The sequence below is a fragment of the Nocardioides aurantiacus genome, assembly GCF_003752505.1.
GTDB classification, from domain to species: domain Bacteria; phylum Actinomycetota; class Actinomycetes; order Propionibacteriales; family Nocardioidaceae; genus Marmoricola; species Marmoricola aurantiacus.
The window spans coordinates 4,018,667-4,039,020 of sequence record NZ_RKHO01000001.1 but is presented as its reverse complement, the minus strand read 5'-3'; the positions used below and the strand labels follow the sequence as shown (position 1 = coordinate 4,039,020).

Genomic DNA, 20,354 nt, shown 5'->3' with positions numbered 1-20,354 from the left:
GCGATCGACTCGCCATGACACGCATGTTGTCCACCGCGTCACAGCCGAAGGTGCTAAGCACAACTACACAGAAACCATTCTCACGTAGGTGGTCCCGCGCATGCCAACCGTACCTTGACGATTGCCTCAGCTGGGCCTGACCTGACGGATGCACATGGGAAAGCAGGCTGGTCAACCGCAGCCACAGGTGAGAAGTGGCGGCTATTCCGATGGCCGGTCACCCGCCTTGACAGGCCCTGTGTGTCTGCGCGGGACGCACCTCCGTCGCAGCGGGCGGCGTGCAGGGCCTCGGGACGGCGGGTGCACCGAGGCGTGCGCACACAATTGATCACCGGATCCCCGACCGCGAGAACCCGTCGACAAAGAACCGCTGCAGCGCCACGAACACCACCAACAGCGGCACGCACGACAGCAGCGCCATCGCCATCAGCCCGCCGTAGTCGGCGTCGAACTGGCCCTGGAGGAACCGCAGCGCGACGGGGAGGGTGTAGAGGTCGGGGTCGCGCAGCGTGATCAGGGGCCAGAGGAAGTCGTTCCACTGCGTCATGAAGGCCAGCAGGACCATGACGGCGATCAGCGGCTTCGCCATCGGGAGTACGACGTACCGCAGCGTCGCGACCGTGCCGCAGCCGTCGAGCCGGGCGGCGTCGAGCAGCTCGTCGGGCACCGACACGAAGAACTGCCGCGCCAGGAACACCCCCAGCGCCGTCGACGCCGAGGGCAGGATCACCGCCCAGAACAGGCCGATCAGGCCCATCCGGGCGACCAGCTCGAACTGCGGGATCATCACGGCCTGCGCCGGCACCATCAGCGTGCTCAGCACCACGACCAGCACGAACGTGCGGCCGGCGAACTGCAGCTTGGCCAGCGCGAAGCCGGCCGCGAGGTTGACCGCGACCGACAGCGCGGTCGTCAGGGTGGCCACGATCATCGCGTTGGAGAACCACCGCCAGACCGGGAAGCTGGCGAAGAGATTGGTGAAGTTCGACGTCGTGAAGCTCGACGGCCAGAGGCTGGCGCCACCGTCGAAGACCAGCTCGCGCGGGGTGAAGGCGACCACGACCATCGCGAACAGCGGCAGCACGAACACCGCCGAGACGACGAGGCAGACCAGGAAGCGGACCGGGCGGCTCATCACGCCTCCTGACGACGGTTGACGCGCAGCTGCACCGCGGTGATGGCCAGCGTGATGACGAGCAGGACGAGGCCGACGGTGGCGCCGTACCCGAAGTTGCGCGACGGCCCGAAGCCCTCGTCGTAGGCGTAGGTCACCAGCATCGTCGTGGAGTAGCCGGGCCCGCCGTTGGTCATCACGTAGACGACGTCGAAGACCTGGAACGACCAGATCATGTTGATCACGACCAGGAAGAACGTCGTGGGCCGCAACCACGGCACGACCACGTGGCGGATCCGGTCGAGGCCGCCGGCGCCGTCCATCGTGGCCGCCTCGAGGACTTCGGAGTCGACGTCCTGCAGCGCTGCGAGGTAGACGAGCATCCCGAAGCCGACCCGCGTCCACAGCGTCATCACGACCACCGACAGCATCGCCAGCGCGCCGTTGCTCTGCCACGCCACCGGCCCCACGCCGAGGTCGCGCAGCACGCCGTTGAGGATGCCGATCGACTCGTCGAACAGCAGCAGCCCGACCAGCGACACCACGAGCGAGCTGACCGCGATCGGCAGGTAGACGATCGTGCGGAACACCCCGCGGCCGGGCAGCGCCTTGTCCATCAGCAGCGCCAGCGCCAGGCCGAGCCCGACGCTCAGCGGCACGGTGGCGACGGTGAAGATCGCGGTGTTGAGCAGCGCCCGCCAGAACACGTCGTCGCTCAGCAGCCGGGAGAGGTTGGTCAGGCCCGACCACTCGCCGAGGCCGAACGACCGCTTCGCCTGGAACGCCATCAGCAGCGACCACACCAGCGGGACGAGCAGGAACAGCCCGATCAGCAGCAGGTTGGGCGCCAGCAAGGAGTACGCCGACCGGTTGTCGCGCAGCCTCGACCGCGGTGCCGTGCCGGGCGTGGTCGCCTGCTCCCCCGGCGCCTCCTGGCCAGGCGCGAGGGCCGTCTTCTCAATGGTCACGATGCGTCCTGACGGTTGAGGTACGCCGACTCGTCGACCTGCTCGGCCAGCGCCTGCAGCGTGTCCGCGGTGCCGCGACCCGACAGGAAGCAGGTCTCCAGCTCGTTGGCGAGCGACAGGTTCACCTCGGCGAAGGTGGCGGTCGTGACGTCGGCGACGTCGCGGGGCTCGATGGTGGTGACCTGGTCGGCGTACACCGGCATCAGGTCGGCCGCGACGGCGAAGTCGAGCTCCTGCGAGAGCAGCGAGTCGCGGGTCGGCAGCAGCACCGAGGCCTCGCAGAAGTCCTTCATCTGCGCGGGCGCCGCCATGAAGGTCAGGAACTCCGAGGCCAGCTCGGGGTTGGTCGCGCCCTTGGTCGCGACGAGCGCGTTGCCGCCCAGCTCGCTGGCCCGGCGCCGGTCGCGCGGCAGGTAGGTCACGGCGTACTCGAAGCGGTCCTTGATGGTGTCCGCGAAGCTCGGCAGCAGGAAGTTGCCGGCGTACAGCATCGCCAGGCTGCCCGAGGTGAACAGCGCGTCCGGGTACGTCGCCGCCTTGGTCGAGCTGGTCTGCGGCACCAGCCCCTCGTCGAAGAACGACTTGGTGAAGTCGAGCGCGCGGGTGGCGGAGGCCGACGTCAGCAGCGAGCGGGTGCGGTCCTCGTCGTACACGTGACCGCCGGCCTGGAAGAGGAAGTTGAGCCAGCGGAAGGCGCCGAGCGCCTGCCAGTTGACCGCGAAGGCCGAGCTGCCGGCCGGCGCCGCGTCCCGCAGCGTGGCCGCGACCTGCGCGAACTCCTCCCAGCTCCAGGCGTCCTCGGGCCGGTCGGGCACCGAGGTGATGCCGGCGTCGCGGAGCACGTCGGGCCGGTAGACCAGCGCGCTGGTGTCGACGTGCTGCGGGATGCCGAAGACGCGGCCCCGGTCGGTCACGGCGTCCATGAACGCCTTCGAGGAGTCACCGGCGAGCTCGTCGAGCGAGTCCTCGAGGTCGAGCAGCTGGCCGGTGCTGGCGTACACCCCCATCGTCGGGTAGTCGACGCGGAAGATGTCGGGCGCGGTGCCGGAGACCAGGCCGGCGTCGATGCCCGTCGAGGCCTCGGCGAACGGCACCACGGTCACGTCGACGGTGACGCCACGGTTCTGCTCCTCGAACCGGCGGGCCAGGACGTCGTAGATGTTGCCCTCGACGTCGGTGCCGTAGGTCTGGAAGGTCAGCGTGTCGCGACTGCCGCGGCTGGTGGAGGAGACGCGCTCGGTCAGGCCGGCGCAGCCCGAGAGGCCGTAGGCACCGAGACCCAGCGCGCTGCCGAGCAGCGCGCGGCGGCTGAGGGACGGGGGTGGTGGCACGGGGTGGACGTACCCCCGGCCCCCGCGTTCGGGCCGCCCGTGGCTGGCGGGCAGCCGACACGTCCGGCGCGCGCGTCAGCGTCCCAGCACCGCCAACCGCACCCGCAGCTCCTCGACCCGCGCGGTGTCCCACCCGCGCGGGTGCAGCATCGCGGCCCACGCGGCGAGCGGCTGGGTGCCGTAGAGGTGGCCGTGGTCCTCGTCGAAGTCGTTGGCCACGGCCATGTCGATGGTGAGGTTGAAGAACGTCGCCGACGGCCGCCAGGAGATCGCCGGGTTGATGGCCGGGTCGCGTCGCTCCTCGAGCCAGTCGGGCCGGTCCCACAGCGTGGGGACGTCCCACCAGACGATCGGGTCGTCGGCCTGCTGCAGGAAGACCGAGCGGGGCCGCGTCCCGTCGAGGTCGGTACGCCGGTTGGCGAACACCACGTCGCGCCCCTCGCCCACGACCGGGGCGATCTGCGGCGACCCGGGCTGCCGCACCCGCTCGGCCTCGCGGCGCAGGTGCATGAACTCCGGCGGCCCGATCCACAGGCTGGCCCGCGTGCCGGCCACCAGGTCGTCGAGGTCGGTGAACGCCTCCGATCCGCCGTGGCTGCCCAGGCTCTCGCCGGCCACCAGCAGCGCTGGCCGGTCCGTCGCGGGCCGCTGCGCGATCCGGGCCTGCACGCCGGCGATGAGCTGACGGCCGGTCTCCCCCGCGCCCTCGTGCTCGCCCAGGTAGGCCATCGGGCTCGGCAGGTGGGAGTACTGCACGGCGACGGTGGCGACGTCGCCGCCGAGCAGCCACTCCGGCGGCGCGACGATCTGCTCGTTGACCCAGCCGGTGCCGGTCGGGACCACCACCAGCACGGCCCGGCGATCGAAGGCACCGAGCCGGTCCATCTCCGCGAGCGCCAGCCGCACCCGGCCGGCGACGTCGTCGGCCGCGGCCCGGCCGACGTACACCCGCACCGGCTCGCGCACCGCCGGGCCCCCGGCCGGCGCGAGCTCGCGGATCTCCTCCGCGGTCGGTCCCGCGGTGAGGAAGCGGCGGCCCTCGTGGCCGATCTCGGGCCAGGTGACCAGCGAGTCGGGGGTACCCGACCGCAGCGCGTCGGGCGCCGGCCCGGGCGTGCTCGCCCTCACCTCGAGGTCCTCGGCGGCGAAGGCGGTGTTCATGCCGTCCAGCGACCGCTCCAGCACCCAGGTGTTGGCCGAGGCCAGCAGCGCCCACAGCACCACCACGAGCGCGAGCCCGCCGGCCACCCAGGCCGGCAGCCACCGCGCGCCCACCGAGGCCACCCGTCGCTGCAGCAGCCGGACCAGCCACGCCAGCACCAGCAGCACCAGCAGGGTCAGCAGCGCCAGGCCGATCGCGCCGACGTACGCCGTGGCGGTGAGCGTCGGCGAGTAGCCCAGCCGGTCCCAGGTCCACCGGTGCTCCCCCGCGGCCCGGGCCACGTCGAGGGCGGCGACCACGACGAGGACGGCCACGAGCACCCACCGCGGCCGGGCACCCAGGACCGGCGGGTCCCACCCGACGCGGCCCAGGAGCCAGCGCCCGGCAGCGGTCAGGGCGACGCCGACGCCGTAGCCCACGGCCAGCCCGACACCGCTCAGCACGCCCTGGAAGACCCAGGTGCGGACCAGCAGCGAGGGCGCGAGCGTGGCGCCGAGCATGAGGACCGCCAGGACCAGGCCGAGCGGACTGCGCGCCAGCACCCAGCGCTCCAGCGCTCGTGGTCCCTGGCGGAGGGCCGACATGACCGGATCCTACGGCCGCCCGGCGGCCCGGCCCCTCGCTGGACTACACCTCAGCGCTGCTCGCGGTCGACGCCGTCCTCGTCGCGGTCGAGGCCCGACGACGAGACCGGCGGGGCGGGCGGCTGGGTCGGCAGCCCGCGCACGGCGTCGAGCACGACCTTCACGCGCGGCACCTCGTGGGTGCGGTAGATCCCGGTCCGACCGAGGGAGGCGAGCACCGCGAAGAACCCCTCGGCGGTGCGGACCTCCTCGCCGAACAGGTCGATCGCGCTCGGCAGCGCGTGGCACACCGGCGCCCCGAGGCGGCGCAGCCGGAACGTCTGCAGCAGCACCGCCGCCTGGTAGCGCGCCCGGTCGACCGGGTCGGGCAGCCAGGAGAAGCCGAACCCGATGCCCGGGTCCACGGCCACGCTCGGCACCCCGAGCTCGTGGGCGTGGGCGAGGCGTCGCTCGAACTGCTCGAGCATCCGCGGGAACGGGTCCGCCTCGACGGCCTGCGCGGGGTCGGCCAGGTCGCGGGCGTGGGTGCCGACGATGTGGCACAGCACGACCGAGGCGCCGTACGACGCGGCGAGGCCGAACATCTCCTCGTCGTCGGCCGACCCGCTGAGGTTGATCACCGACGAGCCCGCCTTCAGGCACGCCTCGACGGTCGAGGGGTGGTAGCTCTCGACGCTGGTCGCGACGCCCGCCGCAGCGAGCTCCTCGATCACCGGCACCAGCTGGTCGGTCTGGCGCTGCGCGGTGACGCGCTCGGTCGCGGCGTCGCTGGACTCCGCGCCGACGTCGACGAGGTCGGCGCCCTGGGCGGCGAGCGTCCGGCCGCGGCGTACGGCGTGCTCGCGGGTGGTGGCGACGCTCTCGCGGTACCACGAGTCGCGGGAGAGGTTGAGGATCCCCATCAGCGCCGGGGCCGTGTCGGTGTCGAGGCTGCGACTCCCCAGCAGGAACGGCGCGACGGGGTGGTCGAGCTCGTCGCCGTGCTCCTCGACGAGTGCCGCCAGGGCGCGGAGGCTGATCACGCGACGTCCCGACGGGTGTAGCGGGCCATCAGGAACTCCTCGGCCGCGATCACCTGGGTCAGCGCGAAGGACCGCGGGTCGCCCAGCAGCTCGGTGTCGGGCGTCGAGGCGGTGCCCACCAGCATCGGCGAGAAGGTCAGGTCGGCCTCGTCGAGCCGACCCTGGTCGGCGGCGTCGCGCAGCAGCGTGGGGCCGCCCTCGCAGACGATCCGCCACAGCCCGCGCTCCACGAGCCGGTCGATCACCCACGAGACCTCGACCTCTGCGCCGTCGGCATGGACCACCTCGCACCGCTCCCGCACCGCGGCCAGCCGCTCGGGGTCGGGGTCGGCGGTGGTGAACACGAGCGGTCGCCGGGTGGAGCCGGTGAACCCGTCCTCGCCCAGCGGCAGGTCGAGCGAGCCGGACACGACCGCGATCACCGGGGCCTCGGCCTGGCCGGCGGCGACCCGGCGCTCCGCGTCGTCGGCGGTGCTGCGGAGGGCGCCGTACTCCTCGGACTTCAGCGTCCCGCCGCCGACGAGGACGGCGTCGGCGAAGCGGCGTACGGCCACGAAGACCTCGCCGTCGGCGTCGCCGGAGATCGAGCCGCTCAGCCCGTCGGCGCCGGCGGCGGCACCGTCGAGGGTGCAGACCATCATCGCCCGGACGTACGCCGCCCCGTCGCGCTCGGGCCACGGGTAGTGCCGCGGCAGGTCGTCGACGGCCACGGGGCCGCGCTCGGGGCCGAAGATGATCTCCACGCCGCACAACATAGGTCGGGGATGGCTACACCCGAGCGGGTGACCGGACCGTCCCGCCGCGACCACCCGGTGGCGGCGCGGCCCGCGACACGGTAGGCACGGGGCATGGACGTGGCGGTGGACGACCAGGCGGTCAGCGAGATCTTCCGCGTCCTCGACCTCACCGGCGTCCTGGCCAACGCCGTCCTCGGCGGGGTGATCGCCCGGCGCGAGCGGCTCGACCCGATCGGGTTCGTGGTGCTGGCGACGCTGACCGGCCTGGGCGGCGGGCTGATCCGCGACACCCTGCTGCAGGCCGGCCCACCGGTGGCGCTGACCGACCCGACGTACCTCCTCACGGCGCTCGCCGGCGCCGCCATCGCCTACGTCGTCCGCGTCGAGGGCCGCGCCTGGGACGGCACCTGGCCGGTCGTCGACGCCGTCGCGCTCGGCTGCTGGGCCTCGGTGGGCGCGCAGCGGACGCTCGACGTCGGCCTCGGCTGGCTGCCCGCGATCCTGCTCGGCACCATCACCGCGACGGGCGGCGGGCTGGTGCGCGACGTGGTCCTGCGACGCGTGCCGGGGATCCTGGGCGGCGGCACGCTGTACGCCACCTCCGCGATCGCCGCGGCCGGGACGCAGGTCACCGCCACGGCGGTCGGCTACCCCGTGGCGGGCTCGCTGGTCGCCCTCGCCGTGGGCGCCGGACTGGTGCTGCTCGCCCGCCGGCGCGGCTGGATGCTGCCCGACGCCGACGCCTGGTCGCGCACGGTGGCGGCGCGGACCCGCTACCGGCGGCTGGCCGACCGCGCCCGGCCCGCGCGCCGGCTCCGGGACCGCCGCCACCCGCGGGAGCCGCACGACGACTAGGCCCACCCGCCCGAGTCGTGTGCCTCAGCGGGCGCCCTGGCGCCCCCTCAGCCTCACGACTGCGGCGCGAAGGCGACCTCGGCGGTCGGCACCACGGCGGTGGTGCGGCCCGGCGCCCCGGTGAAGCCCCAGTAGAGGTTGGTGAACCGGATGATGTCGGCCGGCGCGATGTTGCCCCACTCGGTGGTGTCCTGGGTGGTGTGCGCGTCGGCGACCAGCGTCACGTCGTACCCCCGGGCCAGGGCGCCGTGGAGGGTCGAGCGGATGCAGGCGTCGCTCGCGGCGCCGGTGACGACGAGGCGGCCCACCCCGCGGGCGGCGAGGACGTCCTCGAGGTCGGTGTCCTCGAAGGAGTCGCCGTAGCCCTTGTGCACGAGCGGCTCGGCGTCGGCGCGCTGGAGCTCGGGGACGTACTGCCACGCGTCGCTGTCGCGCGGCATCCCCTCGTCGGCGTGGGCGACGAACACGACCGGCACGTCCTCGGCGCGGGCGCGGTCGACGAGGCCCGCGATGTTGCCGATGACGGAGTCGCGGTCCTGCGCCCCCTCCATGACGTCCTGCTGGACGTCGATCACGAGCAGGGCGGTGGCGGGGCGGTCGGTCAGCGTGGTCATGGCCCCACGGTAGGACGGGCTGCGGACAGGACGGGTCCGCTCGTGGTGGGGGACTCCCCTCGCGTCTCGTGGGCGCTCGCGACCTGGGTGGTGCCGTACGCCCTGGGGCTCTCCGACACCGCCGCCTGGGTGGCGTGGGTGGCCGGTCCGGCACTGGGCCTGCTGCTGTTCCTCCCCGGGACGGCGCGCCACCTCGGCACCGGCCTCGTCGCCTCGGCGCTCACCCTGCCGCTGCTGCTCCTGGCGCTGCTGGTGGTCGGCGCCTTCGTCTGACGTACGCCGCTCAGCGCGCGGCGACCGGCACGGGGTCGGCGGCGGGGACGGCCTCGTCGAGGTCGGCGTCGGCGGTCGACCGGGTGGCGACCCGGACCACCGGCACGAACACCGCGACGAGCGCCGCGAGGGCCGAGGTGACGACCAGGACCGAGAAGCCGTGGGCGTAGCCGGCCTCGACCGGGAGGCCGTCGGGCCGGGCGCCGGCGGTGACGACGCTGGCCAGGACGGCGCTGCCGAGGGCGCCGCCGACGGTGCGGATGTTGGCGTTCATGCCGCTGGCGACGCCGGTCTGCGACTGCGGGACGGCGTCGACGATCAGGTTGGACAGCGCCGCGAAGGCCAGGCCGAAGCCGAGGCCGAGGACGGTCGACTCGGCGACGAGCTGCCAGACGTGGTCGTGGAACAGCACGATGCCGAGCATGCCCATCGAGGTCAGGGTGGCGCCGGCGACCAGCACGGCCTTGGAGCCGAACCGGGCGGCGAGGCGGCCCGACCAGAGGCCGACCAGGAAGGTCGCCATCGTCTGCGGCAGCAGCATCAGGCCCGACTGGGTGACGCTCGCGCCGAAGCCGTAGCCGGTGAGCTCGCCCGGGGTCTGCAGGAACTGCGGGACGAAGGCGAACATGCTGTACATCCCCATCCCGAACAGCAGCGCGACGAGGTTGACCGTCCACACCGTCGGGATCCGCATCATGGTCATGTCGACCAGGGGCGAGTCGCTGTGCGCCTCGGCGTACACCCAGGTCGGGAGGACGACGACGGTGGCGACGAACAGGCCCACCGTGATCGGCGAGCCCCAGCCCCACGAGCTGCCCTGGCTCACGGCGAGGAGCAGCGTGACCAGCCAGGTCGACATCAGCAGCGCGCTGGTGACGTTGATCCGGCCGGGCTGGCGCTCGGGCGACTCGGGCACGAACAGGTGCGCGGCCGCGGCGGCCAGCAGGGTCATGATCATCGGCAGCCAGAACAGCCAGTGGTAGCTCAGCGCCTCCACGATCGGCCCGGCCAGCACGAGGCCGAACCCGCCGCCGACGGCGAGCAGCGCGGCCGACGTGCCGACGGCCCCGGCGACCTTGTCGCGCGGGAACTCGTCCCTGATGATGCCGAAGGTCAGCGGCAGCACGCCGCCGCCGACGCCCTGGATGGCGCGGGCGGCGATCAGCACGCCGACGCTGGGGGCGACCGCCGCGAGCAGCGAGCCCACGGCCAGCGCGAGCAGCGCCACGACGAGCATCCGCTCCTTGCCGACCTTGTCGCCGACGCGGCCGATGATCGGGGTGAAGACCGAGGCGGAGAGCAGGTACGCCGTCAGCACCCACGTCACCGTCGCCTGGTCGGTGTCGAGCGCGGCCTCGATGGTCGGCAGGACGGGCGTGACCATCGACTGCAGCAGCGAGAAGGAGCTGACGCCCGCGCACAGCACCACGAAGGTGACGCGGTAGTCGGTGCGTCGGCCGTTGCGAGGGGCCGGGCGTCGGGCGGTGCGTGCCATGAACAAGGGGGTGCTCTTCCGTCGGGTCGTCTGGTCGTGCTGAGGCGGCCGCGGCGTTGCGACAGTTGCACAAGGTCAACCTTCGACGATTTGTTCCCGGCCCGACGTACGGGGGACGGGGCGGTGGGGCACCCGGCCGTTCAGTCGCGGACGAGCTGGGTGGCGACGCCGAGGTCGGTGATGAGGATGTTGACCCACCCTCCGAGGGCGGCGGCGCGGATGGCCTCGGCCTTGTCCCGGCCGCCGGCGACGCCGATGCGGCGGGGGACGCGGAGCAGGTCGGCGCGGTCGATGCCGACGATGCGCTGGTCGAAGCCGGACTCCACGGCCGCGCCCTCGCCGTCGAAGTAGCGCAGGCACACGTCGCCGACGGCGCCGGCGCGACGCAGGTCCTCCTGCTCGTCGGCACCGAGGCTGTTGCCGCTGCGGCGCAGCAGGGGCGAGGGCTCGAGGGTGCCGATGCCGACGAGCAGCACGGTCAGCTGCGACCAGAGGTCGTGGACGGCGCGTACGCCGGGGTCCTCCATCAGCGCCTGCTGCAGGGCGGGCGAGCCGACCAGTCCGGGCGAGGGGATGAAGACGGGGTCGGCGCCGGTCAGCTCGGCCAGCCGTCCGGTCAGCCGGGTGGCCTGCATCTGGACCTCGGGGCTGCCGACGCCGCCGACGACCTGCACGACGGTGTCGGCGACCTGGGTGCGCTTGGGCCGCATCACCTGCACGGCGGCGAGCAGGGTGGCGCTCCAGGAGGAGACGCCGATGACGTCGCCGCCGATCAGCGTGGTGTCGAGGTACGCCGCGGCGCCGGACCCCAACGCGTTGGTGACGTCGCCGCTGCCGCTCTCCACGTCGACCACCACGACGTCGCGCAGCGCGTACTTCTCCGCCAGGGCCTGCTCGACGTCGGCGTGGACACCGGCCGGGGGGATCACGACAGTGCGGACGATGCCGCGCTCGACGGCCTCCTTGAGCAGCCGCGAGACCCGCGGCTGGGAGAGGTTGAGCTGGGCCGCGATCTCGGGCTGCCGCACGCCCTTCTCGTGGTAGAGCCGCGCGACCCGCGTCAGCAGCCGGAGCCGGTCGCGGTCGGCGGTGGTCCGGGCGGCGGTCATGGGGGGATCCTCTCGCGTCCGGGGCGCCACCGGCGCGGTCGGACCGACCGGGGACAGGACGGACGGGCGGTGCGGGCGGGACCGGGCAACCGGGTCCCGCCCGCACCTCGGGGTCACTTCTTGGCGAAGACCCCGTAGTCGTCGGCGTTGTCGGCGGTGATCAGCTCGCAGTCGATCGACTGCTTCTCGTCCTCGCCGGTCTCGCCGTCCTTGACCATCTTGTCGGCCTGCTCGACCGCGGTCTCGGCGCCGAGCGCGGCGGGCTGCAGCGCGGTGGCGTACATGTCACCGGCCTTGATCGCCTTGATCGCGTCGGGGCTGCCGTCGAACCCGACCACCACGACGTCCTTCAGGCCGGCGGCCTTGATGGCGGCCACGGCGCCGAGGGCCATGGTGTCGTTGCCGGCGATCACGCCCTGCACGTCGCGGTTGCGCTGCAGGATCGTCTCCATCTTGGTGAACGCCTCCTGCTGGTCCCAGTTGGCGGTCTCCTTCTGGACCAGCTTGAGGTCGGGGTACTGCGAGATGACGCCGTTGTAGCCGTCGGAGCGGACGCCCGCGTTGGTGTCGGACGCCTTGCCGACGAGCTCGACGAAGTTGCCCTTCTGACCCATCGCCTCGACGAACGCCTGGCCCGCGAGCTGCGCACCCTGGGCGTTGTTGGACACGATCTGCGCGGCCGCGACACCGGTCTTGTTGATCTCGCGGTCGATGAGGAACACCGGGATGCCGGCGTCCTTGGCCTTCTGCACCGGCCCGATGGAGGCGTCGGCACCGGCGTTGTCGAGGATGATCGCCGCGGCCTTGCGCGAGATCGCGGCGTCGATCAGCTCGCTCTGCTTGTTGGGGTCGTCGTCGTGCGAGGCGACCGAGGCCTCGTAGCCGAGCTCCTCGGCCTTGGCCTTCGCCGCGTCGCCCTCGGCCTTGAAGAACGGGTTGTCGGGCGACGGCGTGATGATGGCGATGTAGTTGCTCGAGTCACCCGAGCCGCCGCTGGACTCCGACTCGGACGCCGAGCCGGAGTCGGAGCCGGAGCTGCCGCACCCGCTGAGCACCAGCGCGCTCGCGGCAACCACCGCAGCGAACCTGAGACCGTGGCCTCGCGCGAAACTTCTGAACATGGTGTGTACCTCCTGGGTGGGGTGGATCAGCTGCGGTGGGTGGAGCCCTCGTCCCGGGTCGGGCGACCCGGGCTCGAAGAAGGGGGACCGTCGGAGCCCGACGGGTGGTCGACCGGCGACCCGGCCGGCGCGTGCTCGGCCTCGACGCTCGCCGCGACCGCGGCGCCGCGGCGCTGGAAGCGCTGCTGGCCCTGGTCGAGCATCACGGCGAGGATGATCACGGCGCCCTTGATGAAGATCTGCCAGAACGTCGAGACGCCGAGGATGACCAGGCCGTCGGCCAGGAAGCCGATCACGAAGGCGCCGACCAGGGTGCCGCGCACGTTGCCGCGGCCACCGGAGAGCGCGGCGCCGCCGATGACGACCGCGGCGATGGCGTTGAGCTCGAAGGTCTCGCCGGCCTGCGGGGCCGCCGAGGTCAGCTCGGAGGCGATGATGATGCCGGTGATGGCGGCGCAGGCGCCCGAGAGCATGTAGACGACGAGCTTGACGGTCCGGACCGGGACGCCGGAGAGCTCCGAGGCCCGCTCGTTGCCGCCGGTGGCGTAGAGCCAGCGGCCGAACGGCGCCTGGGTCAGCAGCACGGCGACGAGCAGCGCGAGCACCACCATCACCCAGATCGAGAACGGCAGCCCGAGCGGCCGGCCGTTGCCGATGTAGGAGAAGCCGGTGTTGCCGAGCGCGGCGTTGCCGCCGAGGTCGGGGTACGTCGAGCCGCCGGAGATCAGCAGCGCGGTGCCGCGGGCGACGTACAGCATGCCGAGCGTGGCGATGAACGGCGCGACGTTGAACCGGGTGACCAGCATCCCGTTGACCAGCCCGACGAACGTGCCGACCGCGATCGCGAGGATCACCACCACCCACACGGGGGGGTAGGCGATCGTCTCGGTGCCGGGGAGCCGGATGCCGCCGAGCAGCTCGCCGCACACGATGCCGGACAGCCCGACGATGGACCCGACCGAGAGGTCGATGCCGCCCTTGAGGATCACCAGCAGCATGCCCAGCGCCAGCACCGCGTTGATCGCGACGTGCTTGGTCATCGTGATCAGGTTGTCGACGGTCAGGAAGGAGTCCGAGAGCGCGCCGAACACCACGATCAGCACGCCGAGGGCGATGAAGGCCCGCAGCTCGAAGATCATGTTGAGCGTCTTCAGTCGCCGCACGTCCTTGGCGGTGGGCCCGGTGTCCGGGGCCGGTGCGGTGGCCCGGGGGGCGAGGGTCTGGCTCACGCTGTCTCTCCAGTTCTGCTGCGGGACGTGCCGTCGGCGAGCTGCATCAGGCGGCTGCGGTCGATGCTGTGGGGGTCGAGGTCGGCCACGAGCCGACCGCGCTCGAGGATCAGGAGCCGGTCGGGGATGTGGAGCGCCTCCTCGGCCTCGGAGGTGGTGAAGACGACCGCCAGGCCCTGCTCGGCCTGCTGGGTCATCAGCGCGAACACGTCGGCCTTGGCGCCGATGTCGACGCCGCGGGAGGGCTCGTCGAGGAGCAGCACGCGCGGGTGGGTCATCAGCGCCTTGCCGATGACGACCTTCTGCTGGTTGCCGCCCGACAGCGACCCGATCGGGGCCGTCGCGCCGGCGGTCTTGACGGTGACGTCGGTGATCATCCGGTCCACCGCGCCGCGCTCGTCGCTCTTCGAGACCAGGCCGCGGCGCACGAACCCGGCCAGCGCGCTGAGCGAGAGGTTGCGGCCCACCGACATCGTCTGCACCAGCCCGTCGCGCTGCCGGTCCTCGGGCACCAGCGCGATGCCGCGCCGGATCCGCTCGCGCACCGGCGCCCGGCCGAGGTCGTCGCCCTCGAAGACGACCGAGCCCGCCGTGACGGGCAGCCGGCCGGCGATCGCCTCGAGCAGCTCGGTGCGGCCCGAGGCCATCAGGCCGTAGACGCCGACGATCTCGCCGGCCCGGATGTCGAGGTCCAGGCCGTCGACCGCCAGCCGCTCGGGGTTGGCCGGGTCGGCGACCTGGAGCCCGCGGACCGAGAGCGCCACGTCGCCGAGGTGGGCGTCGCGCTTGGGGAACAGCGAGTCCTGGTCACGACCGACCATGTGCTGCACGATCCAGCCCAGGTCGACCTCGGCGGCACGACCCGTCGCCACCAGCCCACCGTCACGCAGGACGGCGACGTCGTCGGCGATGTCGAGGGACTCCTCGAGGTGGTGGGAGATGTAGATGACCGCCACCCCGCGGGCCGTGAGGTCGCGGATCACCTTGAACAGCACGTCGACCTCGCTCATGCTCAGCGCCGAGGTCGGCTCGTCCATGATCAGCACCCGGGCGTTCTGGAGCAGCGCGCGGGCGATCTCGACGAGCTGCTGCTGGCCGATGCGCAGGTCGCCGACCGGGGTGTCGGGGTCGAGGCTCTCCTCGAGCCGCTCCAGCACGACGCGGGTCGCCTCGCGCTGGCCGCGACGGTCGAGCACCCCGAGGCGCGAGCGCCGCTCCCGGGCCAGGAACAGGTTGTCCTGGATGGAGAGGTTGGGGCACAGGCTCAGCTCCTGGTGGATGATCACCACCCCGGAGTCGGCGGCCTCCCGCGGCGAGCCGAAGCGCACCACCTCGCCGTCGAGGGTGACGGTGCCGTTCGTCGGGGTCTCGATCCCGGCGAGGACCTTCATCAGGGTCGACTTGCCGGCGCCGTTCTCGCCGAACAGCGCGGTGACGCGACCGGGGGCCACGGCGAGGCTGACCCCGCGCAGCGCGTGGGTGCCGCCATAGGTCTTGGTGACCTCGAGCGCCTCGAGCACGCTGGTCCGGGTGCCGGCGGTCACGACGCGGGCTCCAGCGACACCGGGGTCACGATCAGCACCTCGGGGTTCAGCGGCCCGATGGCGCCGACGACGGTGACCTCCTGGCCGGCCAGGGCGGCGACGTCGAGGCCGTCGAGCAGGTCGGCCTTCATCTCCTGGTTGAGCGCGGTCGCCGCGTCGGCGTACTCGACCTGGTTGACGAAGTCGTTGAACTTCACCGTGCCGGTCACGTCGCGCAGGGTGGTGCCGTTGATGGCGGGGCCGACCTGCACCGAGACGCGGACGTCGCCCGGCAGCCCGTCGACCTCCACGTCCATCAGGCCGCCCTCGGCCTTCGCGGCGGTGCCGGTGAAGGTGACGGCGTAGGTGTAGGGCGAGGAGCTGCCCTCGCGGTTGCCGTACTCCACGCCGGCCGCCTCCGGGTCGTCGAGCAGCATCGGCACCAGCGTGGTGAGCTCGACCGGGTCCTCCTCGATCGCGGGCTTGATCTGGTCGGCGTACTGCTCGCCGCCGAAGGCCGCGGCGTCGAACTCCTCGGCCGCGCCGGGCACCGGCGCCGAGGCGGAGCGGAAGTCGGTGGAGAGCACCATCGCCACCACCAGCAGCACGAGCAGCGCGAGGACGACGTGGCGGGGACGGGGCGCGCGGCGCCCGGTGCCGGGGCGGGTGCCGGCCCGGGTGTCGTTCCGGGAGTCGTTCCGGGTGCCGGCCTGGGTGTCGGCCTGGGTGTCGGTCATGGGGTCGCCTTCGAGGTGAGGTGGCGGGGGCTGCGGAAGCGGGATCGCGCGACCTCGCGCGCCCACGTCGTACGCCGGGACGAGCGCTGGTCGTCCGCGCCGGGGAGGTAGGCCGCGGGCTCGGGTGCGCCGAGGCCGTCCTCGAGCTCGGACCACGTCCACCAGCCGAGGCCGAGCCCGGCGAGGTGGGCCACCCCGAGCGCGGAGAGGTTGGCGGTGCGGCCGACCCGGACGGGCAGGCCGGTGACGTCGGCCTGGAGCTGCATCAGGGCGGTCGAGCGGGTCATGCCGCCGTCGCCGGCGAGCTCGGCCAGGGGTCCGGTGACCTCGGCGAAGGCGGTGACGGCGTCGTCGACCTGGAGCGCGATGGACTCCAGCGCGGCACGGGCGAGCTGGGGTCGACGGGTGCCGAGCGAGAGGCCGCTCAGCACGGGGACGGCGTCGCGGTCCCACCACGGGGCGCCGAGGCCGCCGAACGCCGGGACCAGGGTGACGCCGTCGCTGTCCGGGGTCGCCGCGGCCTCGGTGAACAGCACGTCGACGTCGACGTCGAGCAGGTCGGCCAGCCAGGTCAGGGTGCGGCCGGTGGAGCGGATGTTGGCCTCCAGGGCGAGGGCGGTCTCGTCGCCGCAGCGCCAGGCGACGGTGGCGCAGACCCCCGAGGCCGAGGAGGCGCGCGGGCCGAGAGCCATCACCGAGGAGCCGGTGCCGTAGGTCGCCTTGACGAGTCCGGGCCGCCAGCCCGCGTGGGCGAACAGCGCGGCGTGGGAGTCGGCCATCACGGCCAGCACCGGGGTGCCGTCGGGCAGCGGGGCGAGGTCGGCGACGGGCGCGAACGGCCCGGTCGAGCCGACCACGCGCGGCAGCGCGGCGGCGGGGACGCCGAACAGGTCGAGCAGCTGGGGGTCCCAGGCGGTGGTGCCGATGTCGAGCAGCTGGGTGCGCGAGGCGCAGCCGACCTCGGTGACGACCTCCGCCGAGGCGGGGCCGGCCAGCCGGGCGAGCAGCCAGGCGTCGAGCGTGCCCACGCACCACTGCCCCGACCCGGTCCGCGCCCGGTCGGCGTCGTGCGCGTCGAGCAGCCACTGTGCCTTCAGGGCGGAGAACATCGGGTCGAGCGGCAGACCGGTGCGGGCGCGTACGACGTCGGCGTGGCCGGCTCGCTCGAGCTGGTCGGCCCGGTCGCCGGTGCGCTGGTCCTGCCAGCTCAGCGCCGGGGCCACGGGGGTGCCGGTGACCCGGTCCCACAGCAGCACCGTCTCGCGCTGCACGCTCAGCGCCACCCCGGCCACGCGGCCGGCGTGCTCGGGGGCGACGCAGGCGGCGACGCTGCCGCGCACGCTGGCCCAGATCTCCTCGCCGTCCTGCTCGACCCACCCCGGGCGGGGGTGGGCCTGGCCGACCGCGACCGAGGCCTCGGCGACCACGGCGCCGGTCGGGTCGACCAGCATCGCCTTGGTCGAGCCGGTGCCCTGGTCGACGGCCAGGAGGAGGTCAGGAGCGGGCACGGCCGACCACGTCCTGGGCCGCCGCGACGACGCCCTCGGTGGTGAGCCCGAAGTGGTCGAGCAGGAAGCTCGCGCTGCCGGTGGGGGCGAAGGCGTTCTCGACGCCGAGGATCCGCATCGGGCAGGGGTGCTCCTGCGCCACGACCGAGGCCACGGCCGCGCCGAGCCCGCCGCTCACGGTGGCCTCCTCGACGGTCACGATGCCCGCGGTCTCGCGGGCCGCGGCCAGCACGGCGTCGCGGTCGAGCGGCTCGACGAAGGCCATGTTGAGCACGCGTGCGGAGATCCCGTCGGCGGCCAGCGCGTCGGCGGCCCACACCGCCCGCGAGACCATCGAGCCCACGGCCACGAGGGTGACGTCGTGGCCCTCGCGGACCACCACGGCGCGGCCGGGCGCGAAGACGTCGGACTCCTGGGAGACCACCGGCACCTTGAAGCGCGGGATCCTCAGGTAGGACCCGCGGCCCAGCTGCGCCGCCCAGCGCACCGCGGCCCGCGTCTGCTGCGGGTCGGCGGGCACGACGACGGGCAGGCCGGCGACCGCACGCATCCAGGACAGGTCCTCGATCGAGTGGTGGGTAGGGCCGAGCTCGCCGTAGGCCATGCCCGGGCTCTGGCCGCACAGCACCACGTGCCGCTGGCTGTAGGCCACGTCGGCCTTGATCTGCTCGGTCGCCCGCCCGGTGAGGAACGGCGCGGCGGCGCAGACGAAGGGGATCAGCCCGGCGTTGGCCAGGCCCGCACCGACGCCGACGAGGTCCTGCTCGGCGATGCCGACGTTGACGAGCCGGTCGGGGAACTCCTCGCGGAACGCGGTCAGGTTGCTGGACCCGACCGAGTCGTTGCAGACCGCCACGACGCGGTCGTCCTCGCGGGCCAGCGCGGCCAGCTCCTGGGCGAAGTCCTGGCGGCAGTCGAAGGTGGCGGCCGGGTCGGGGCTGCCGACCTGGACGGGGGTGTCGGTGACGGTCATGCGGAGAGCTCCTCGAGTGCGGCGACGACCTGCTCGTCGGTGGGGACCTTGTGGTGCCACTCGACGCGGTCCTCCATGAAGGACACGCCCTTGCCCTTGACCGTGTCGGCGACGATCGCGACCGGCTTGCCCGTGGTGGAGGGACCCATCGCCTCGACGAGCGCGAGGTGGTCGTGGCCGTCGATGCGGCGCGTCTCCCAGCCGAAGCTGGTCCACTTGTCGTGCAGCGGCTCGAGGGTCTTGGTGTCCTCGGTGCGGGCGCCCTGCTGCAGCCGGTTGCGGTCCACGACGGCGGTCAGGTCGTGCAGCTCGTAGTGGGCGGCGGTCATCGCGGCCTCCCAGTTGCTGCCCTCCTGCATCTCGCCGTCGCCCAGGACCACGATGGTGCGGTAGTCCTCGCCCAGGAGCTTGGCGCCGAGCGCGCAGCCGGTGGCGACCGGGAAGCCGTGGCCCAGCGGCCCGGTGTTGGTCTCCACCCCGGGCACCTTGACCCGGTTGGGGTGGCCGTTGAGCGGCGACATCGGCTGCGCGAAGGTCGCCAGCTCGGCCCGCGGGAAGAACCCGGCCGAGGCGAGGGTGGAGTAGAGCGCGGCGGCGCAGTGACCCTTGCTCAGCACGAACCGGTCGCGCCCGGGGAGGTCGGGCCGGGTCGGGTCGAGCGTGAGCGTGTGCCAGTAGGCCGTGACCAGGATGTCGGTGACCGACAGGTCGCCCCCGACGTGGCCGAGGCCGGCGCCCTGGATGGTGGTGATGACGTCGCGTCGTACGCCGGTGGCCACCCTGCCCAGGGCCCGGGCGAGCTCCTCGCCGCCGAGGGTGCGGTGGCGCGCCACGGCCTCGAGGTACGCCGCGGCGGCGCCGGCGTCGGCGGCCAGGGCGCGCGGCTCGGCCGAGACGTCCTCGGTCAGCGGGGCCGTGAGGCTGCTCATGACCCGGCCGCCACGTCGGCCATCGCGGCGTACAGCGAGCGCTTGACGATGCGCTGCGCGAGCAGCGCGTCCTGGGCGTCCTGGGCCGCGCGCAGCGCCTCGTGGTCGAGGGTCTGCAGCGCCCGGTGGAAGCCGCGCATCGTCTCGATGCCGTCGCGGGCCGCCTGCACCGAGTCCTCGCGGAACGGGAACTGGTCGAGCTGCCAGACGCCCTCCCACCCGGCGGCGTGCAGGGTGTGGAAGAACTCGAAGGTCTCCAGCAGGTGCACCGAGCCGACGACCATGTCGTCGTCCCAGCCACGGAAGTTGTCGTTGACGTCGATCGCGAACAGCCGGTCGCGGGAGAGCGCCAGCCCGGCCGCCTCGGCCGGCGACTCGCCGCCGTAGAGCGAGTGGCCGAAGTCGAGCAGGATGCCGACGTTGTCGCAGCCGGTCTCCTCGATGGCGAGCAGGGTGCGGGCGCAGGAGGAGAAGACCATCCGGTTGCGCGGCTCGCGGGGCTTGTACTCGATGCAGAACCTCATGTCGGGGAAGTTCGTCGCGAGCTCGCGGACCGCCTCGACCGAGTAGCGCCACAGCTGGCCGTGGTCGGCCTGGAAGGGGTAGTCGACGCCGTCCTGGCCGGGCCAGAGCTTGACGTAGTCGCAGCCCAGGTCGGTGGCCAGCTCCGCGGCCCTCGAGACCAGGTCGATCGCGCTGCGGCGGGTCGCGGCGTCGGGGTTGGTGAAGCCGCCCTTGACGAACTCACGGTTGTAGATCTCGGGCGTGACGGCCACGGCACCGAGCCCGGCCTTCGCCAGCGCCGCCTTGAGGTCTCCCGTGTCGACGTCGGTGGGCGCGAAGGGCCAGTTGAGGTCGACGACCGACAGCGAGCCCACCTGGCCGGCCAGCTCGATGGCCTCGAGCGTCGACACCGGATCGGCGTACCCCTCGGTGGCGTAGCGGTCGACGTAGCTCGCGAAGTGCCAGATCCCGGCGCCGTAGCGCGGCTCTCGCATGTTTATTCGTTGCTGATCGGTCATGCATGCATCGTGCGCGCTGACGGTCCCTGTGTCAACGGTCACACGCGA

Annotated in this window: 19 protein-coding genes; 2 read left to right on the top strand and 17 right to left on the bottom strand. The window is 73.1% G+C overall.

Annotated elements, in window-relative coordinates:
• Positions 1–328: 328 nt before the first annotated feature.
• The 6 genes from EDD33_RS19520 to EDD33_RS19495 form a co-directional block, all read right to left on the bottom strand.
• Entirely contained in the window at positions 329–1,135 is an 807-nt protein-coding gene (locus tag EDD33_RS19520) for a carbohydrate ABC transporter permease (protein WP_123392785.1), read from the bottom strand.
• Positions 1,135–2,082 (bottom strand): carbohydrate ABC transporter permease, encoded by a 948-nt coding sequence (locus EDD33_RS19515; RefSeq protein ID WP_211332613.1) that lies wholly within the window; start codon positions 2,080–2,082, stop codon positions 1,135–1,137. Before EDD33_RS19515 ends, EDD33_RS19520 begins: the two co-directional genes overlap by 1 nt.
• On the bottom strand, positions 2,079–3,413 hold the full coding sequence (locus EDD33_RS19510) for an ABC transporter substrate-binding protein (protein WP_170169892.1): 1,335 nt from the start codon (positions 3,411–3,413) through the stop codon (positions 2,079–2,081). Before EDD33_RS19510 ends, EDD33_RS19515 begins: the two co-directional genes overlap by 4 nt.
• Before the next feature lie 75 nt (positions 3,414–3,488).
• The gene (locus EDD33_RS19505; RefSeq protein ID WP_123392782.1) at positions 3,489–5,159 is read right to left on the bottom strand and encodes an alpha/beta-hydrolase family protein; all 1,671 of its coding nucleotides are present in this window, start codon (positions 5,157–5,159) and stop codon (positions 3,489–3,491) included.
• Positions 5,160–5,209: 50 nt separating this feature from the next.
• A complete protein-coding gene (locus EDD33_RS19500; protein WP_123392781.1) occupies positions 5,210–6,181 on the bottom strand; it encodes a dihydropteroate synthase in 972 nt (323 codons plus the stop codon).
• Positions 6,178–6,924, bottom strand: a complete 747-nt coding sequence (locus tag EDD33_RS19495; RefSeq protein WP_170169891.1) for a dihydrofolate reductase family protein — start codon at positions 6,922–6,924, stop codon at positions 6,178–6,180. Before EDD33_RS19495 ends, EDD33_RS19500 begins: the two co-directional genes overlap by 4 nt.
• A gap of 105 nt (positions 6,925–7,029) precedes the next feature.
• Between EDD33_RS19495 and EDD33_RS19490 the strand changes: the two genes are divergently transcribed.
• Positions 7,030–7,773 (top strand): trimeric intracellular cation channel family protein, encoded by a 744-nt coding sequence (locus EDD33_RS19490; RefSeq protein ID WP_123392777.1) that lies wholly within the window; start codon positions 7,030–7,032, stop codon positions 7,771–7,773.
• Between the two features lie 53 nt (positions 7,774–7,826).
• On the opposite strand, the gene EDD33_RS19485 is transcribed toward EDD33_RS19490, so the two are convergent.
• Positions 7,827–8,387 (bottom strand): isochorismatase family protein, encoded by a 561-nt coding sequence (locus tag EDD33_RS19485; RefSeq protein WP_123392775.1) that lies wholly within the window; start codon positions 8,385–8,387, stop codon positions 7,827–7,829.
• 42 nt (positions 8,388–8,429) lie between these two features.
• Here EDD33_RS19485 and EDD33_RS19480 point away from each other — a divergent pair, with 42 nt between their 5' ends.
• Positions 8,430–8,660: a hypothetical protein gene (locus tag EDD33_RS19480; RefSeq protein WP_123392773.1), complete on the top strand. Its 231-nt coding sequence runs from the start codon at positions 8,430–8,432 to the stop codon at positions 8,658–8,660.
• A gap of 10 nt (positions 8,661–8,670) precedes the next feature.
• Here the strand turns inward: EDD33_RS19480 and EDD33_RS19475 are convergent, their stop codons facing one another.
• The 10 genes from EDD33_RS19475 to EDD33_RS19430 form a co-directional block, all read right to left on the bottom strand.
• The gene (locus tag EDD33_RS19475; protein WP_123392770.1) at positions 8,671–10,155 is read right to left on the bottom strand and encodes an MFS transporter; all 1,485 of its coding nucleotides are present in this window, start codon (positions 10,153–10,155) and stop codon (positions 8,671–8,673) included.
• Positions 10,156–10,295: 140 nt separating this feature from the next.
• Positions 10,296–11,264, bottom strand: a complete 969-nt coding sequence (locus tag EDD33_RS19470; protein WP_123392768.1) for a sugar-binding transcriptional regulator — start codon at positions 11,262–11,264, stop codon at positions 10,296–10,298.
• Positions 11,265–11,377: 113 nt separating this feature from the next.
• A complete protein-coding gene (locus tag EDD33_RS19465) occupies positions 11,378–12,340 on the bottom strand; it encodes a D-ribose ABC transporter substrate-binding protein (RefSeq protein ID WP_211332612.1) in 963 nt (320 codons plus the stop codon).
• A gap of 71 nt (positions 12,341–12,411) precedes the next feature.
• Complete coding sequence (locus EDD33_RS19460) at positions 12,412–13,614, bottom strand: ABC transporter permease (protein ID WP_211332611.1); 1,203 nt, start codon at positions 13,612–13,614, stop codon at positions 12,412–12,414.
• On the bottom strand, positions 13,611–15,158 hold the full coding sequence (locus EDD33_RS19455) for a sugar ABC transporter ATP-binding protein (RefSeq protein WP_123392764.1): 1,548 nt from the start codon (positions 15,156–15,158) through the stop codon (positions 13,611–13,613). The genes EDD33_RS19460 and EDD33_RS19455 overlap by 4 nt, the downstream gene beginning before the upstream one ends.
• A complete protein-coding gene (locus EDD33_RS19450) occupies positions 15,155–15,874 on the bottom strand; it encodes a DUF2291 family protein (RefSeq protein ID WP_123392762.1) in 720 nt (239 codons plus the stop codon). Before EDD33_RS19450 ends, EDD33_RS19455 begins: the two co-directional genes overlap by 4 nt.
• Positions 15,871–17,382, bottom strand: a complete 1,512-nt coding sequence (locus EDD33_RS19445) for an FGGY family carbohydrate kinase (RefSeq protein ID WP_211332610.1) — start codon at positions 17,380–17,382, stop codon at positions 15,871–15,873. The genes EDD33_RS19450 and EDD33_RS19445 overlap by 4 nt, the downstream gene beginning before the upstream one ends.
• Positions 17,369–18,355 (bottom strand): transketolase family protein, encoded by a 987-nt coding sequence (locus EDD33_RS19440; RefSeq protein ID WP_123392761.1) that lies wholly within the window; start codon positions 18,353–18,355, stop codon positions 17,369–17,371. Before EDD33_RS19440 ends, EDD33_RS19445 begins: the two co-directional genes overlap by 14 nt.
• Positions 18,352–19,284, bottom strand: coding sequence for a transketolase (locus EDD33_RS19435; RefSeq protein ID WP_123392760.1), 933 nt, complete (start codon positions 19,282–19,284; stop codon positions 18,352–18,354). The genes EDD33_RS19440 and EDD33_RS19435 overlap by 4 nt, the downstream gene beginning before the upstream one ends.
• Positions 19,281–20,306 carry a sugar phosphate isomerase/epimerase family protein gene (locus EDD33_RS19430; protein ID WP_211332609.1) on the bottom strand — a complete coding sequence of 342 codons (1,026 nt, stop codon included), beginning with the start codon at positions 20,304–20,306 and terminating at the stop codon, positions 19,281–19,283. The genes EDD33_RS19435 and EDD33_RS19430 overlap by 4 nt, the downstream gene beginning before the upstream one ends.
• Between the last annotated feature and the right edge of the window lie 48 nt (positions 20,307–20,354).